The 16072-nt window shown below is 46.0% G+C and carries 16 protein-coding genes and 1 pseudogene; 7 read left to right on the plus strand and 10 right to left on the minus strand.

The features are described 5' to 3' along the window. Nucleotides 1-228: 228 nt before the first annotated feature. The 3 genes from SIC45_RS08920 to SIC45_RS08930 form a co-directional block, all read right to left on the minus strand. Nucleotides 229-690 (minus strand): GNAT family N-acetyltransferase, encoded by a 462-nt coding sequence (locus SIC45_RS08920; protein WP_413645596.1) that lies wholly within the window; start codon nucleotides 688-690, stop codon nucleotides 229-231. Between the two features lie 113 nt (nucleotides 691-803). Continuing rightward, a complete protein-coding gene (locus tag SIC45_RS08925; RefSeq protein ID WP_319631893.1) occupies nucleotides 804-1406 on the minus strand; it encodes a phosphotransferase family protein in 603 nt (200 codons plus the stop codon). 24 nt (nucleotides 1407-1430) lie between these two features. After that, complete coding sequence (locus tag SIC45_RS08930) at nucleotides 1431-1652, minus strand: hypothetical protein (protein ID WP_319631894.1); 222 nt, start codon at nucleotides 1650-1652, stop codon at nucleotides 1431-1433. A gap of 146 nt (nucleotides 1653-1798) precedes the next feature. Here SIC45_RS08930 and SIC45_RS08935 point away from each other — a divergent pair, with 146 nt between their 5' ends. From SIC45_RS08935 to SIC45_RS08960, 6 genes are all read left to right on the plus strand, one after another. Next, entirely contained in the window at nucleotides 1799-2836 is a 1038-nt protein-coding gene (locus SIC45_RS08935) for a serine hydrolase domain-containing protein (protein WP_319631895.1), read from the plus strand. Nucleotides 2837-3379: 543 nt separating this feature from the next. Beyond that, entirely contained in the window at nucleotides 3380-4603 is a 1224-nt protein-coding gene (locus SIC45_RS08940) for a hypothetical protein (RefSeq protein ID WP_319631896.1), read from the plus strand. Between the two features lie 776 nt (nucleotides 4604-5379). Further along, nucleotides 5380-5838, plus strand: a complete 459-nt coding sequence (locus tag SIC45_RS08945) for a hypothetical protein (protein ID WP_319631897.1) — start codon at nucleotides 5380-5382, stop codon at nucleotides 5836-5838. 19 nt (nucleotides 5839-5857) lie between these two features. After that, a complete protein-coding gene (locus tag SIC45_RS08950) occupies nucleotides 5858-6142 on the plus strand; it encodes a hypothetical protein (protein ID WP_319631898.1) in 285 nt (94 codons plus the stop codon). 27 nt (nucleotides 6143-6169) lie between these two features. Further along, nucleotides 6170-7012 (plus strand): glycosyltransferase family 8 protein, encoded by an 843-nt coding sequence (locus tag SIC45_RS08955; RefSeq protein WP_319631899.1) that lies wholly within the window; start codon nucleotides 6170-6172, stop codon nucleotides 7010-7012. A 19-nt stretch (nucleotides 7013-7031) separates the two neighbouring features. Next, nucleotides 7032-7343: a hypothetical protein gene (locus tag SIC45_RS08960; RefSeq protein WP_319631900.1), complete on the plus strand. Its 312-nt coding sequence runs from the start codon at nucleotides 7032-7034 to the stop codon at nucleotides 7341-7343. Between the two features lie 339 nt (nucleotides 7344-7682). Here SIC45_RS08960 and SIC45_RS08965 read toward each other — a convergent pair whose 3' ends face one another. Further along, a complete protein-coding gene (locus SIC45_RS08965) occupies nucleotides 7683-9455 on the minus strand; it encodes an amidase (protein ID WP_319631901.1) in 1773 nt (590 codons plus the stop codon). A 667-nt stretch (nucleotides 9456-10122) separates the two neighbouring features. Here SIC45_RS08965 and SIC45_RS08970 point away from each other — a divergent pair. Further along, nucleotides 10123-11157 carry a zinc-binding alcohol dehydrogenase family protein gene (locus tag SIC45_RS08970; RefSeq protein ID WP_319631902.1) on the plus strand — a complete coding sequence of 345 codons (1035 nt, stop codon included), beginning with the start codon at nucleotides 10123-10125 and terminating at the stop codon, nucleotides 11155-11157. 216 nt (nucleotides 11158-11373) lie between these two features. Here SIC45_RS08970 and SIC45_RS08975 read toward each other — a convergent pair whose 3' ends face one another. The 6 genes and pseudogenes from SIC45_RS08975 to SIC45_RS09000 all read right to left on the minus strand — a co-directional run bounded on the left by SIC45_RS08975 (nucleotide 11374) and on the right by SIC45_RS09000 (nucleotide 15557). Then, complete coding sequence (locus SIC45_RS08975; protein WP_413645600.1) at nucleotides 11374-11727, minus strand: NAD(P)H-dependent oxidoreductase; 354 nt, start codon at nucleotides 11725-11727, stop codon at nucleotides 11374-11376. Nucleotides 11728-11876: 149 nt separating this feature from the next. Beyond that, complete coding sequence (locus SIC45_RS08980; protein WP_319631904.1) at nucleotides 11877-12395, minus strand: GrpB family protein; 519 nt, start codon at nucleotides 12393-12395, stop codon at nucleotides 11877-11879. 13 nt (nucleotides 12396-12408) lie between these two features. Beyond that, entirely contained in the window at nucleotides 12409-12852 is a 444-nt protein-coding gene (locus tag SIC45_RS08985) for an HIT family protein (RefSeq protein WP_413645602.1), read from the minus strand. Further along, on the minus strand, nucleotides 12849-13610 hold the full coding sequence (locus tag SIC45_RS08990) for a metallophosphoesterase family protein (protein WP_319631905.1): 762 nt from the start codon (nucleotides 13608-13610) through the stop codon (nucleotides 12849-12851). Before SIC45_RS08990 ends, SIC45_RS08985 begins: the two co-directional genes overlap by 4 nt. 173 nt (nucleotides 13611-13783) lie before the next feature. Further along, nucleotides 13784-14794, minus strand: coding sequence for an LD-carboxypeptidase (locus SIC45_RS08995; protein ID WP_319631906.1), 1011 nt, complete (start codon nucleotides 14792-14794; stop codon nucleotides 13784-13786). Between the two features lie 145 nt (nucleotides 14795-14939). Beyond that, nucleotides 14940-15557: pseudogene (locus tag SIC45_RS09000) on the minus strand (rhomboid family intramembrane serine protease). Nucleotides 15558-16072 lie beyond the last annotated feature (515 nt).

The following is a 16072-nucleotide window of genomic DNA, read 5'->3' on the forward strand; positions in this document are numbered from 1 at the left end:
ATGTGCCCTTTATTCTTTTCCTGTTTCATTGGTCAAATTGTTCACCCATGGAAGAAAGGATGATTTTTCCATTTATTATACCATGCAGGAGATGTCTAAACGAGCGCGTTTGGTAAGATATAAAGAAATGCCCGCTTTCCTTAGAAATGAAAACACTTATATCTACGACTGTTAACCTTTACTTGTATTTTATTACGGTCCATGAAATTTTTTGAGGGTCTACCTTGATTATTTCAGTGCTTGAGAGAGAATAATCATATCCCGGCACTGAATGCCATGCTCATAAATGGCGGTGTCGTAATTTCTGATAAAGAAATCGGGGTCAATACTCGTGATTCGAAACCCACACTTCTGATAAAATGCCAGTTGACCAACGCTGGAGTTTCCGGTCCCAACACAGACGTCTTGATAGTCCTCCTCGGTTGCTTGGGCCAGAATATATTGCATGATCTTTTTGCCAAGGCCCTGATGGTGCTCGTTATTATCTACAGCAATATTGACCACTTCTAGCGTCCCGGAGGATCGAGGGACCGTGATAATGACGCCGATGACGTTCTTTTCTTGGTTTTCTGCGACATAGCATGTCCCTTTCGATAACTGTTCTTCTACCACAGCTTGCGAAGGGGCTGCTGATAACAAGAGATCCGTCGGTGGTTGTTCTGCAGGCTCTAATACTCTTATGTTTATCAATGACCTACCTACCTTCCATCGTCGTTTTTCCTATTCTATCTAGCTTGACCTAATCCTAGTATATTACTTCTATTTTTGTTGGTTAAAAGAGAATGGTGGGTCGTTGTTCATGGTTAGTCATAAGAAAACGAGTGGGCCAACGTCCATTCCAATCGCCTGACCCATTCCTGTTGCACATGCCGGGGCGCTTGTTGGACCTTCTGCAGGATCTTCCAGACATTCGCTACCGCGTACGCCTGCAGCGTATTTTCGGTGATACGCAGCGTCCGGTGCTGTTGATACGCCTGTAGAAACGTTTGGTTCCATCTTGGTGCTTGCTTCGGATAATGAAACGCCGTGAACCAGCATACCCAGCTGACGTCAGTGAGCGGGTGGGCCCATGACGCCCACTCCCAATCTAAAACGGTCAATTGGTGATCATCTGTATACAAAACATTATGGATCCCAAAATCCCCATGGGTTAGCACCCATTCCTTCTGATGCTCCTGAAGGAGCTTCATCCGCTGCTGAGCAAGGACGAGGAGATGTTTCGGCACAAAATCAACCTGGCCCGTACCAGGATTTGCTAAGTTCGTTGAACCCGGCTGGTATGTTATCACATGGATGTCGCTGGCTAGGTATCGGCCCATATCTTCGTATAATCGTTCGATAGAGGCAGCGTTCTTCTTTTCGACGATGGTCTGCCCGTGCTCCCCTTTCCGATAGGTCGTTACCATGATCTGAAAGGTTTCTTGTTGCACCTATTCATAAAGGGCTGGTGTTAGTGCAGTATCTTCCAGAAGCCTTAAACTTCGGGCTTCTACAGTCATATCGGTATGGAAGGGAGAAGCGATTTTTGCCACCAATAATGGAGCAGTGCCGTGCAGCAAATACGTCTGATTGGTATAGCCTCCAGTCAGTTGTTCCAATCTGGAAGCATGATAAGTATCTATGAGGTATTGTTTAGCTCTCTGTTCGCTCAAGTGTCACCTTATCCTTTCCTTGTTTATTCTTTTTTCCTATATAAGCGACAAGTTCTTCTATCCCCCAGTTTATCAGAAGATCGCTTGATTTTTTCTTATTATTGAGAAAAAATGGAAATGTTGCTACAGCAAAAGGAGGGGATCATATGCTTACATACCGAAGAAAGAAGAACCAATTGCATCGCCAATTGAAAGCCTTCCGTCATTTTAGCGGCTATGTTTCGGTGCAGCATAAGCATCGCATTTTATTCCAACGAGGGTACGGATTTGCTGATGAGACGGAACAAACGCTTCACACATCTTCGACGACCTATCGGATTGGGTCGCTCACCAAGTCGTTCACGGCTGCGGCGATTCTTCTCCTCCAGACTCAAGGGCGGCTGCATGTCCATGATCCGGTGGCCCATTACCTCCCCGATTATCCGAACGGCGATCGTATCACCCTGCATCAGTTGTTAAGCATGTCCTCCGGTATTCCTAATTATCTGAATGACTTGCTGTTCAGTCGGTACAATATCAAGTCCGGCGCCTATCAACCAAGCACCAGCAAAGATCAACTGTTTTCGCCCCAGGACCTTATCGCCTGCTTTCAGGACAAGCCCTTAGTATTTTTCCCCGGCTCTGCCTATGCCTACAGCAATTCCAATTACGTTCTGTTAGGCCATGTTGTAGAAGTCGTTTCCGGGCACAGCTATAGCGATTTTCTCCAAAAGCATATCTTTGCTCCCTTAGGTATGACGCAATCGCAGTACTGTCCCGGACCTTCGAATCCGACATCAAGCAAGGGGTACGACGCCATCGTCCCAGTTCCCACTCCCGTGTTCTCCTTTCATAATTCGCTGCTGTTTGCCGCCGGAGGAATAACCAGTTCGGTGCGCGATTTGCGGTTGTGGCTCCAAGCGCTTCATAACAATTCTTTATTGCCGGCATCGTTAACTCAACGACTCTTTACCCCTGCAACCAACATGTATGGATCCTCTTACGCTTATGCCTATGGATGGATTGTGGATCAAACGGCTGCCGCCCCTATCGTTGAACACACGGGCACCGGCCCCGGCTACAGCAGTTATATGTACGTTGATGCCGCATCCAGGACCTCTGTTATTATTTGTTCGAATAGTTGGGGAGAAAGCACAATGTTTTCCGAGATGTATCAACGTATCTTGAATATCCTGAGCACATAGTGTCCATTTAACATAATCGCGATTATCAGAATTCGTTCTTTTATAAATTATATTTCATAAGAATTAGAATCTTCCCTAGTAACGTATTGAAACGAGAAGTATGGTGGAGGTAAAAATCGATAAAACCTTTCAAAAAGCCTTACCTTTTGTCACGCTAATCATTTTCATATTTTTAAACCCAGCATTAGTGATTGCCATCATGATGGAATCATCAAAAAGATCCGATTTCATCAACAGCTGGCGAAACAACAAACGTTAGAAGCTTGCTATTCCTCCCTCTCCTTGATTCTATATTTGCAATACTGCAGAAAACATGGAATAATGGGGCGTATTTTGAAGTGATTCAGCTTCTTTTCACCCACAAAACCGGGGGAAAATGGACATCATAGGAGCATTTTTCGTGGTGAGCGTCAGGCATGGACCCTGACTCCTCTCCCTCCATCACCGATGAACCGATGGAGAAGATAGCTTGTTCCCGATAGCTATGCTTCCGTACGGTGGGTGGCCCTTGGCTGCTCATACCCAAAAGAAAGGAGGATACGAATGACGTCGAAAAAAAATAAACCATCTTCGGACCGCTACACCCTTGGACTGATCGCTGCACCGGACCTTCCCAAGGAAATTTGTGATCAAATGGCGGAGGAACTCCCGGATTTACTTCATAACTACGTGGATGACCGAAGACAATGGGACGTGGAAGTTGTTCTAGAACCCTTTGCCGGCGTGACCGAACAAGCCGAATCGGTGATTCAAGAAGCTCAAAAGCACCGGGATCATCATACATGGAATTATGCTCTCTGCTTCACGGACCTGCCTATTGTCGATGGGAAAAGGCTGGTAATCGCTGACGCCAGTTCCGACCGGGACATCGGTCTGATTTCCCTGCCTTCGCTCGGAGCCATGCCGATGAAAAAACGCGTCCGGGAGGCCATGATGCAGTTAGTTAATGAAATGCACCATGGAAGCTCCGAAGAAGAACGGGAACGGCAGAATGAACGAATTGAAGAAAACCAGGAAGAGCTGGAAGAACACGAAAACGACCATTCCTACCAGGTACGCGGCAGGGGCTCGAGGGAGCTGATGGGCAATCGTTTGTATGAACGCTTTTTCCCGATTCAACGAACCGTGTATAAGAATAACGAAGAAAGCCAGCATGTCCGTTTCTATGCCAATTTGAACATGAGGGGACGGACCCGGCTGCTTTCAGGAATGGTGCTGGCGAACCGGCCCTGGACGATTTTTCCGGCCTTCAAGAGCGTCATTGCTTTAGCTTTTGCTACCGGAGCCTATAGCCTTATTTTCCCAAGCTTTTGGACCCTTAGTGATACGTATGGATTCTGGCGTTTTCTGATCGTCATGATCACGGCGATGCTCACCATGACGGTATGGTTTATCGCAGCCCATGGCTTATGGGAAAAAGAATCCCAGGCCTCATCGACCTTTTTGGCCCGTTCTTATAACAAAGCCACGACGGCAACGATCGGCATTGCCGTTATTCATTATTACCTGGTATTATTTATCCTGTTTATCGTGGTTTCATTGTTATTTATTCCTGCTTCCCAATTGACGCTGAATTTGCAGGGCACCGTCGGAGTGATGACGTACCTCAAGATCTCCTGGCTTGCCTGTACCGTCGCCACCCTTGGAGGAGCCCTTGGAGCAGGTCTGGAAAAGGAAGAAACGGTGTTGAAAGCCACCTATGGCTACCGCCAGCGCGTTCGCCATGAACAGACGAAACCAGAGCAGCAACAGCAATCATCCTCCTAATGGAGAGGCCACGCTGCTTATGGCAGTTCCGTACTAGAAAGGAAGCATTGGCCCCTAAGGAGGACGCTTCCTCGTATTATTACTATTTTTAGCCAAATGTTCTTAGAGAGAGAAAAGATCAGCCATCTACCAATCAAAGTCATGTATTGTTTGAAAACGATGGCTTTGTTATCGAAACGCTGATGCCCTTCGACCGAATATAGTAGAAGTAAAAAAACAGCAGGCGCCTGCTGTTTTTTTACGTTCTCTTTTGGTTAAGGATTGAAAATGATGCAACCTATTTTCGTCCAAGTTGACTTTCTTTTAATAATTTATATTTTTCAACCACGCAAAAAGTATCCCCACAGTGATCATCCGTTTGAAATAAAGTCTTATTTATAGATATATATGGTCCATGAAATTTTTTTTGCTTTAAGCTTTCACCTATTTTTTCAAACTCATAGAAATAATTTTACACGATCATTAATTGGTTCAACATTTATACACCTTGATGCTCCTGTTGAATTCCTTCATCATCGCTCATCTCCCCCAAAAATACTTGTTCCCGGAAAAGTGTTGTTGTCGATACTCCTCTATTTAGAATGAACATATAGTTATAAATATGACTAAAAGACCTTTATATGGTTGATATTCCCTATTTCAAGCGTATAATACCAATTAAAGATGATATTAGACTTAGTCTTATACTAATGTTTTATGAAATTTTTAGTCATGGCCTCAATTATTCCGCAACGTTTCATTCAGATTCATACTCATCTGAAGTTAGGAGACAAATGATGAAATACGAAATGAAACATGCCGTATTTGAAAAAATGTTCCAGGCCACCGAGGGACAAATACCGATGGGCGCAGAAGCGCTCACAGCCGCTGCTCATCAAAACAACCAGGTGGCGACCGTTCTTCCCTTTTATATGTACTGTTTTCATCCTCGCGAGTGGCAGGAATACACGCTTTTCACTACTGATCCTCTCCCTTCTACCTTAAACTACGCCACTTATATTGCCCTGGATGCGCCTGCCCTTCACGCTGACCCACCGATTAAACGTTTCTTTTATGGCGTGGTTTCCATTGTTCCCATCCCTGATAACCATCAGACCTCCAGATCCATTGAAGACTGGACCTATCATCTGTTTCGGCAGTATTCTCAGATTCACCAACAAACGATTTTTTTGGAACATCGCGTGAATGTCCGGAGCCATCACCCGAAAGACTGGTTGATTAAAACCAGCAAATAACGGCGGGAGGGCATTTAGGATGGACATCTCACCAAGCCATGATGGAAAATATCCTTTTTACCTTGACCCCTCCTCCATCATTCGGTTTTTGTACCTTGCGACAGAAGCCTGGGAACCAAATGAGTTATGGTACATCGGAAGTGCGCTGGAAGTCCAGGAAGAACTTTTTCTGGAGCATCATTCCGAGATCTGCTTTGAACCGGGGAACGACATTTACTTTCGACAAGGCATGGCGAAGGGCGTCGCCGTCGAAGTCACTCCACTGTCTTATGATGCTCCGCCGCTGGCTGCGAAAATATTGTGAAAATTCTATTTTCAGGAAAGGAACACGATGAACTATAACCAACAGTATATCATCACGTCCGTGGCTGATAATCATTATGCCGAAGGGGTAAGTGTGATGATGACGCCACTTCTTCACCACACCGCTAAGCCTGCCGATATCGCCTTTTATATTATCGACAAAGGACTATCCGAGCATTACAAGGGCTATATGCGACAAATCGCCGCCTCTTTCCACTCGGACCTTCATATGATCCATGCGGATCACGTACCTACGGCTTCTATTTCAGGGTCTGTCATTCAACATGCTTCTTTTTCCTCTCTCAACTGGTACTATAGCTTATTTCTTCCTTATATTGTCGATCCGTCGGCCGCCCGCTTTCTCTCTATCGATGCGGATACGGTGATCAAGACAGATATTACCGCCCTCTGGGACGAGGTTACCGTAGCGGCCACGGATGATTTCGGCAACCGTCTCCATGCGTCGAGGCTGCCTATTTCCGGCCCAGCTCAGCCATTCGACCCCGGCCTGCTGATGGTGAATGCACAGAAATGGCGCGACCAGCACCTGTCGGAAGCCATTTTTTCCTCCATGAAAAAAGATAAACCCATCACCCCTTCTGCCGTTCCCCGGGCCCTCCATATGGTACTTGGGGACCAGCGATATTCACTGCATCCCAAATGGAACACCACGACCGCCATGTTCACCGAGACACTGCCGGCGACCCCCGACGGACAGCCTATCATCGAAGCCATTTGTGCCCCGGCGGTCGTTCATTTTACCGGGAAAGTGAAGCCGTGGCATGCCTACTGCCCTCACCCGTACAAATACGACTACGAGCACTACCGGGCGCAGTGGCTGTCGCTGGTCACCCTGTCGTTATCCCAGTAAAAACAGCAGAAAATGCGGGATGGGGAAACTGAGAGAAAAGACCAAATGTTTTGCATCGCCCATGTTTGTTTCGTGGGGAAAGAAGGTGATGATGATGACACCTGTCACTTATGGCTACGCCATTTATGGCCACGAGATTGTGGTGGGGACGGGGCGAAGTCTGTCCCTATACCGGGAAGGAACTTGGATCGTCCTCTATACCGATACCAATCAATTTTTTCATGCGTTAGCCCCTTTTGTGGCTGCCGGTGTACCTGTACGTTTTCTTCCCGAAGCGAAAGTGCTTCTTCCTTCGTGGGAAATCTACTGTACCCATTCTCTTCCTTTATAATGGAAATATATCCCATAATCGACGACCCGGAAAAATAACGCGAGGTTTACACTTTAATTCGGATGATTACAGCGCACAAAAGCCTCCATCTTCTGCGGATGATACTGCTGGATCAAAACTAGCTGGTGCATTTCGCAGGCGTCAAATCATTGAGCAGCCGAAAGTTCTGTTCGCTTATGAAAAGAGCTTCATCGCTATCCACCACATTCCTCCACAGCTAGCAGCTGTTTTATCCGTTTCACACGCTTTCGAACCGCCTCATGGCAGCTTTCGAATCGATTATCTTCTTTTTGATAATTAATAAAAAACTAGCCCCTTGGCTAGCTTTTTATTAATCCCTTATTCATTGGTCATCGAAGATTTTCTCCGATAACGCGGAAGTAAACATAGTGCTCCCATACCACTAAGAAGCAATCCCCCCATGATATACGCAGGAGCATGAGAAGCCGTTTCTGGCAATTCTCCTCCTTCTGCCCCGTTCTCCGCTACCATTAATTCTGGCGTTTCCCGGTGATTGGTAGCCTGCTCGTAATCATACGCCATGTTAATCAGCGATTCTTCCGTCCATTGTTCGCCAAAGAACGAGAGCGCGAACGGAGAACCACTATCGTAATAACCAGCAGGTACTGTTACAAGAGGAAGACCAGAAATATTGATTTCCGGAACCGTCGTTGCTTCGATGTTCGCTTCTTGATCATCTAATGGCGGAATCTCCTCAGACATCTGCGGGTAGACAAACCCATCCAGATTCTGATTTTCCATGACTTCCGTAATTTTTTCTAGGTATTCTGCCTTTACTTCTTCGAATTCCTCTTGATCTGGAGGCGTATTAGGTTCCTCGAGGGTGCTGTCAATATCGACCCCTCGTTCAATGAGAAAACCAAGTTCCCCATCCTCTGTCCAAGGTACTTCGCCCGCTTCTTCAAATACATCATTAATGTTCATCGTAGGATCCTCAGGGTCCAGGTTTTGCAGATAGTTGTTTACGTCATACACAAAAGCATCATAACCAACGTTTCCGGCTTCTTCGGTAAAATCAGCAAATCCGGTATCAGCAAATGGGTCTTCCACGACTTCTGCCCCCTGCGATTCTAACTCTTCCACCGCCTGATCATACAGCTCTTTCGTTTCGTCACTCAATGCCTCCCCACGCCAGGATTGGCCATATAAACCAATGCGTTTGCCTTCTAACGAGGTATCATCCAGGTCAGCTCCGTATCCTTCCTCTGGCATTTTTCCTACGGAGGCAGACGTTTTCGGATCTTCTGCTTCATATCCCGCGATCACATCCAGCATTACCGCGGCATCCTCCACGGATCGTGCATGTGGCCCCAGGACATCACGAGTACTACCGGCTAAAGGCGTCACGCCAGTAGTAGGAACTAATCCAAAGGTTGGTTTGATCCCCACCAACGATTGCGCCGCTGCTGGATTTTGAATTGAGCCTCCTGTCTCTTCCGCTATGCCAAGAACAGCAAAATTTCCTGACACCGAGGCCGCTGTGCCGCTGCTACTGCCGCCTGGGGCCAGGTTTGGATCGACCACATTATATGTGTCGCCTGCCCAGCTGCTGGAAGCATTGGTTCCCGAAGCGCTGAACGCCGGAATATTCGTTTTACCCATAATAATAGCGCCGCTATCCTTCAGGTCTTCGACAATGGGTGCGTCTGCTGTTGGCTGTAATTCGATCCCCCCGGCTTCCTTACTCAAAGGCGCCCAGCCAAACGTTGTAGGAAAACCTTCAACATCCACTGCTTCTTTAATCACAATAGGGATACCCGCCAGTTCTCCAACCTCTTCCCCCGCTTCCCGTTTTTGATCGATGGCCCTTGCTTCTTCCAATGCATTTTCATTTAGAAAAGTAAATGCGTTGTAGGTCTCTTCATAGGTTTGAATACGATCCATATACGCCTGTACCACTTCTTCTGCGGTAAACTCTCCATTTTGGTATCCTTCTGTCAGTTCAGCTGTCGTTATTTCTTCAAATGAAAATTCTTCTTCCGCAGAGACATGAGTGACCGGAGTGAAACTAATCGTTGTCCCAATAACTGCTGCCAGTGCCAGTTTACTTGTTTGCATTGACGTTTTTCTCATGCCTGTCGGCCTGTTCATGAATGCTTTCCCCCTTTAATATTCCCCCGTGAATAAAAAGTCGTAGAGGCATTTCAACACCTATCTTAATATTCTGATTATTATATACAAGCTTGTTGTCAGATAATCGGATAGAGAAAATTCCATACTTGGAGATATGGACCAACAGCAGAAATGTTATTTCACCTTCAGAATCTTCGTAAACCGGAACCCTATTTCCAGCAAGTCTTCATTTCATGTGCTGTTCAGATATTTACGCTTCCTCCTTCGCACCAGAGGATTTCTCATTTGTTGATAATCCAACAGCTTCTCTCTGCCTAATGTAAAAGCATCATCCACTTTTTAAAAATGGTTTGGAGAAACCTTCGCACCAAACCATAATTTTCTTAATATAAAGGTTTATATCAAAAATAAAGGGTGAATCAATGAGTATTGATGTAACAGTACTTGAAGGCTTGCACTCTTTCATTGTTCTTTCCTTGATTCCTAGTTACATCCGAAACCTAAACGTTTTTTTACTCTCGCTGCCTCCCTTTGCCCCTTCATCAATTCACACTTGATTTACATAAAGCGGTAGATAGAGATTACAGCTTTCAAAATCCAATATTTTGTAAGATCTAACTCCAATGTGTAGTATAAAAATAGTGTTTTCTCACTAATACATGCATTAAAGGAGAGGCGATTTGAAATGAAGCCGGAAACAATGAAAACCTTTGGATTTTATAAGCCAGGCGCTAAAGAAGGAGCACCTGACTTTGAACAGATAGAGCAGGAGAAGCCGACACCAGCAGGACACGATCTACTAATAGAAGTAAAAGCGATTTCCGGTAACCCAACTGATATTCGGACACGTGACGGAAAGCGGGAGGATGATGATTCATTTACAGTGGTTGGCCGTGATGTTGCAGGAGTTGTTGTAGCGACTGGCGAAGACAGTTCGCTATTTAAAGAAGGGGACGAGGTATTTTATGCCGGGGCAACCGATCGCCCGGGCGGCCAAAGCGACTTTCATCTGGTGGATGAGCGACTCGTGGGAAGAAAGCCAAAAAATCTTGATTTCCCTCAGGCTGCTGCCCTGCCTCTGACCAGCATTACTGCGTATGAAGCATTTTTTGACCGTCTGGGCCTTTCAAAAGACGCTGCAGAAAATGCCGGGAAGAGCATTCTCATTATCGGAGCCGCAGGCGGGGTAGGCTCTATTGCTGTACAAATTGCCAAACTGGCCGGACTAACAGTCATTGGCACTGCCTCCCGTTCTGAAACGGTAGAGTGGGTTAAAGACCATGGTGCAGATCAAACCATCAATCATCACGAGCCGTTTGGCCCCCAACTGGAGAATCTTGGCCTCCATGGTGTTGACTACATCTTCTGTTTAAATAATGTCGATGACCATATGGCAGAAATGGCAAACGTTATTTTGCCACAGGGAAAAATTTGTTCTATTCTGCCGACTGAGAAACCGCTGGACACAGCGCTGTTCAGCAAAAGTGTCACTTTCGTTTTTGAATTGATGTTCACCCGTTCTCTTTTCCAGACTGCGGATATGGTGCAGCAGCATAGCCTGTTGAACGAGCTGGCCGATTGGGTGGAGGCTGGGAAAATCCAGTCCACAGTAACGAAAACCCTTCACCCTATTTCAGTGGAAACGTTGAAGGAAGCTTACAATCAGATTCAACAGGGAAGTACAATTGGCAAAGTAGTTCTGGAAGGTCCTTTCAAATAAAAGTAAATGCAGCACCGTTCTCTTTTCTTAAGGAGAACGGTGCTTTTAATATTTTTAGCGTATATTAATGTACAGTGCACCTCAGAGATAAAACCTTTATTAAAGGATCTATCCGCAATCGGATGGCAGCGGGAAAACAAGTTGATTCTCTTTTTTACGCACAGGAAAGGCTTTCAACAAGAAAATTTTTTCGACCATTTGTCTATATGATTGAAATCATGAATCAAAATTTCGTCCCTGGTCGTATGCTTCCTGCAGGAGATGGTCCACATGCTCCGCAGAAGGATCAATCCCCTGCACTAATAGATGAAATTGGGACTCGCAGATGCCGACGTAATTCGCCAGACCAACGTTGAAATAATGCTCCATCATGCGATCATAGTATCGTTTTTCAAATCGCTCCCGAGGAGCTCCGGCAATCGTTAACCATAACACCTTTTGATGTGAAAGCCGGGACGGTCCATACGCATACCCATAATTCCAGACCCGGTCAATATACAATTTCAACATGGCTGGCATGTTCCACCACCATAGGGGAAACACATACACCAGGGCGTCATGGCGATTCATGCGCTGAATTTCCTCCTCCATTCCGGCTGATATTTTTACTCCCTATCCATTCTTAACATAATCATAATTATCTAGTAGCATTAAAAAAACAAGCATTTCCGGTTCTTCCGAATCCGAAATGCTTGTTTCTTCGTCCATATTGGACGTTTCTATGGTAATCGACAGCGTTGGGCCTGCTTGATAGTTCGCTGAATGAAAGGCGCTTTTGCTGCCGTATAACGTTTTCGGTCATGCGAATACAAACGAGCCAGCGTCTGTTTTAACCGTTCATAATCCTTTCGCTTGGCTAGGGACCTGCGCAGCTCCTCTCGAAACAGCCACTGATGGTTCCATGCCTCGCTCTGGTACACATAGATGTGAAGATGATGCGTGCCGGCCCCTCTTGGCCCCTTTCGAAAAAATCGCCGTTCGGGCATATCGGGGTGATGGATCTCTTCGTAGCCTATGGCCCCTAACTGCCCTTTCCACTCGTCGATCTGGCACAGCTTCTCGACCCCAAGCATCATATCCACCACGGGCTTCGCCGACAAGCCCGGAACAGCAGTACTACCAATATGTTCAAGCAAAAGCTCAGCATTCCCGAGAGCGGAGCAAATATTCATGGCTTCCGCAGCGTATTGGTCGGCCCAGGCAGCATCATAAGCCTCGATATGGACCTCCTGGTTCATGGTGCTGACCTCCTTAAGAATCTTCCCTGTAGGAAAGTGACCGAATATGGTTTTCCAATGCTCGTGCATTGCGCCCTTCCTTAAACATATATCGTATGCCCTGACCAGCCAGTCGTTCATCCTGATAGCGTGGAAGCACATGCATATGTGCATGACGGATATGTTGGCCCCCAATCTCGCCGCTGTTCCATCCAATGGTGTATCCCGAGGGTTCATAATGATCATTCATATACTGATAAACATCCTGAAGCAATGCGTGCATCGCGTGCCACTCTTCGGGCGTAAGATCAAATACCGTTTCCCGGTGAGCTTTGGGAATAAGCACCCCGGCTCCCTCTAACACCGCTCCTTTGCGATCGGCTTCCTCCAGCTGCAGAAAAGCCCACGTATCATGTTCAATGACGACATGCTGCCGGGGTTCCAGGCTCCAATCACAAAACACACAGGATGTCATCATATCCCCCTCCTTAAAACAGCTTTCTCTTGTCCGTGAAAGGCCGAAAGAAGAAAATCACGTCCCGGCACCTGGTAGGTCTCGTAGGAAGCCATCCAAGACGCTTTGTCATAGACCGCCTCTTGCCGGTCGATGGATAGATGCTCCTGCTCGATGGTGAGGATCGCAAACGGAGCGAACGACGAGGGCTGGCAGCCCAGCGACCCTGGATTAATGTAAACCGTATCGCGATCCCGGAAATCATGTACCGGATGATGGTGTCCAAAACCAATCACATCTGCCCGGCAATCCTGAAAAAGAGCCTGCATCTTTTCCAGCGTAGCGGGTACAATGCTGCTGAAGGGATCTTCATGGATCGGGGCATCAACCTTTTGTTTCTCTATATGGTAATGCGTAAATAAGCATGTATGGCCGTGAATGGTTTGACAAATGTGACGCGGTACTTGTTGAAGCTGGGAAATGAACTCGGGGTGAATATGATCAGCTACCCACTGATGGTGACGTTTCGCATGAGCGTGACTGGCGGGATATGGGTCGTTGTTCGCCAGGGCAAGGACCGCTTCGTCGTGGTTGCCACTAACCAATGACACATCCTTCCGGGTGAACAACATCTGCAGCACTTGATTCGTGTCTGGCCCAATGGCAATCATGTCACCCAGACAGTAAATGTGATCCACATCTTGCTTGCCGTCAAGCTCATGAAGGACCGCTTGTAACGCCGGAGCATTGCCGTGAATGTCGGCGATGATACCCAATTTCATCGAACTCTCCCCTTTCTTGATTCCAAACAGTGGCTGCAAATGACCCTTCGCTACTTCCATTATTAAACAGGTTAATGATAGGAATCTTCCTCTGTTTCAATGAAACGTTGTAACGCCCCCTGGCCAGTAATAGGTGTCATAGGAATTAATTTGCGCATTCTAAAGGGCAAATGCTATTTTTCTACTGCCTGTTCCTCCAAAACAAGTTGAACGTCATTACCTGTCATACGAATTCTCGCATGTACTCCATTAGGGATCGTCATCATGGGATCGGTGTGCCCGAAATCCACATTAGAAGCAATAGGAAAATGATATCCTTTCGTTGCCCGTTCCACTACCGACTGCAATTGAGCCGGGTACGATAAAGCAGCGTCCGCATGAAACCGGCCGATCACCATGCCATTAATCTTATCGAAGGTGCCTAGATGCCTCAAATGATATAGGTAGCGATCAAAAGTGCCCGGATGATCATGGTCGTCTTCGATAAATACAATTTTTTCAGTGAAATCTGGAAAGAACGCCGTCCCAGCCAACGAAAGTATGGTTCCCAGATGCCCGGATAGAATTTTTCCTTCCGCTTGTCCTTTTTTTAACATGAACGGGCCATTATTTTCGATCAATGTTCGTTCCCGATGGTCGTCTTGATCCCATGCTAAAAATTCACTCGTCCAATAATTGCTGGACGAAAGAACTTTGGGCGTATCTGTGTGCATTAAGATACTTTGAAAAGCATGCAGCGTATAGTCCATCATTCCTCCGTATTCACCAAATTGAGGAAGGAGCGACGGACCTGCATAGGTTACCAATCCAGTTTCATGATGAATGGCTAATAACATCGCCGTAAAATCGCTATACCCCATGATAATTTTCGGATGCTTACGAATTAATTCATAATCTAATTGTTCTAATAATTGGTTGGAGTTATATCCGCCGACAGTATTGATAACCGCTTTGACTTCCCTATCTGCAATGAATTCGTGAAAATCCTGTAATCGCTCTTCCACCGTTCCGGCCAGATGCCCTGTGTTTTTTTGACAATGCTTTCCCTGCTTGACATTGAATCCGAGCTTCTTTAGTTCATCGATGCCACGCTGAAACCTTCTCGGGCATGTAGCAGCTGCCGGCAACGATGTAGAAATAACACCTATGGTATCTCCATGTTCTAATTTCTCTGGTTTAATCATTCAAGAGCCTCCATGATTACTGCTTTCTAAAAACGCGGTGCTGTTAGTTTCTTCTAATGCTCAGTCGCATAGACATGTTTAATATCCCCGCTACTTAATTTACATTATGTTTGGGACAAATCTAATAATTTTTAGCTTTACGAGGCTAAGACGTCCTGTCAGCACTCTTCTTGTCTGGCTGAATTATGATATAAAGACCGCCTACCAAAAATCCTGCTAAAAAACCGCCCACATGTCCGGCAGTAGAAGCAAACGGAGTCAAAAACGTTAAGGGCCATCCAACGATACAAAGCCCTATCATGAATGACTGTACCGGAGGCTCTATCATGGTCCGGTCCCAAAGAAAGAACATCGTACCTACCCCTAATAAAGCAAAGCCAAAACCAGAAGATCCCACAGCAGTTCCGGTCTGCCAGATTCATACTGCAAGACCGGCTCCCACAATACCGCCCAGGAATAATCCGAGATACCAGCGACGTGGGAGACAGCTTTCCATCCATGCCCCCATGACAAGAATGGCCATTACATTTGCAGCCAGATGGAGCCAATTAAAATGAAAAAATGCGTAGGTTACGATTCGATAGGGGTCATCAGATAAAGAAACCTCCTGGCCAACGCCAATCCAAGGATTCCAGCTTTCAGCTCCAGTAATGATTTTCCCCGCCACATCCAATACCATGATTCCTAATAATAGAACGGCGATCCCCCAAGTGATTGGAAATCGCTCTCGATATTCGCGAATCGAGGCCACCTCGGTCACCATCTATAGCAAACCTCCTTATAAAGGGTTAAATTTCCATTTATTGTATCATATAGAGTCGCTATACTGCCTATTTCAATTTGTAGAACCATGGGGCTGAATTATATAAAAATTGCTGATGACTCTGCGACATATCCAATCGGTTTATCCTGGATAAGACACAAAACCTTACCCTCTTCAGTAAAAATTTTCGCGATTCCATTATTTCGCACTATAAAGATAACTATAATATGTTCAAATTTTAGCAAAGATATTCATTACAAAAACATTTGTAAAAGCACTATTTTCAAAAAAGAGTAACGTTCCTAAGAAGTCATCGGCTTATCGCCAGTCAATAACCCTTGGTTTGTAACGACAGTCATACATCTAAAACCTCCAAAGAGACACACCATGACGTAATGTATTGTTTACGCACGCGTCCCCACCTTTCACCAGGATTTCAGTTCCCACTAGGTATCGGAAGAAGCCGGATGTTATCGCATCTTTATCTAAAAAATGACAGGCACGAACACCATCGG

This window comes from Marinococcus sp. PL1-022, assembly GCF_033845285.1.
GTDB lineage: Bacteria > Bacillota > Bacilli > Bacillales > Marinococcaceae > Marinococcus.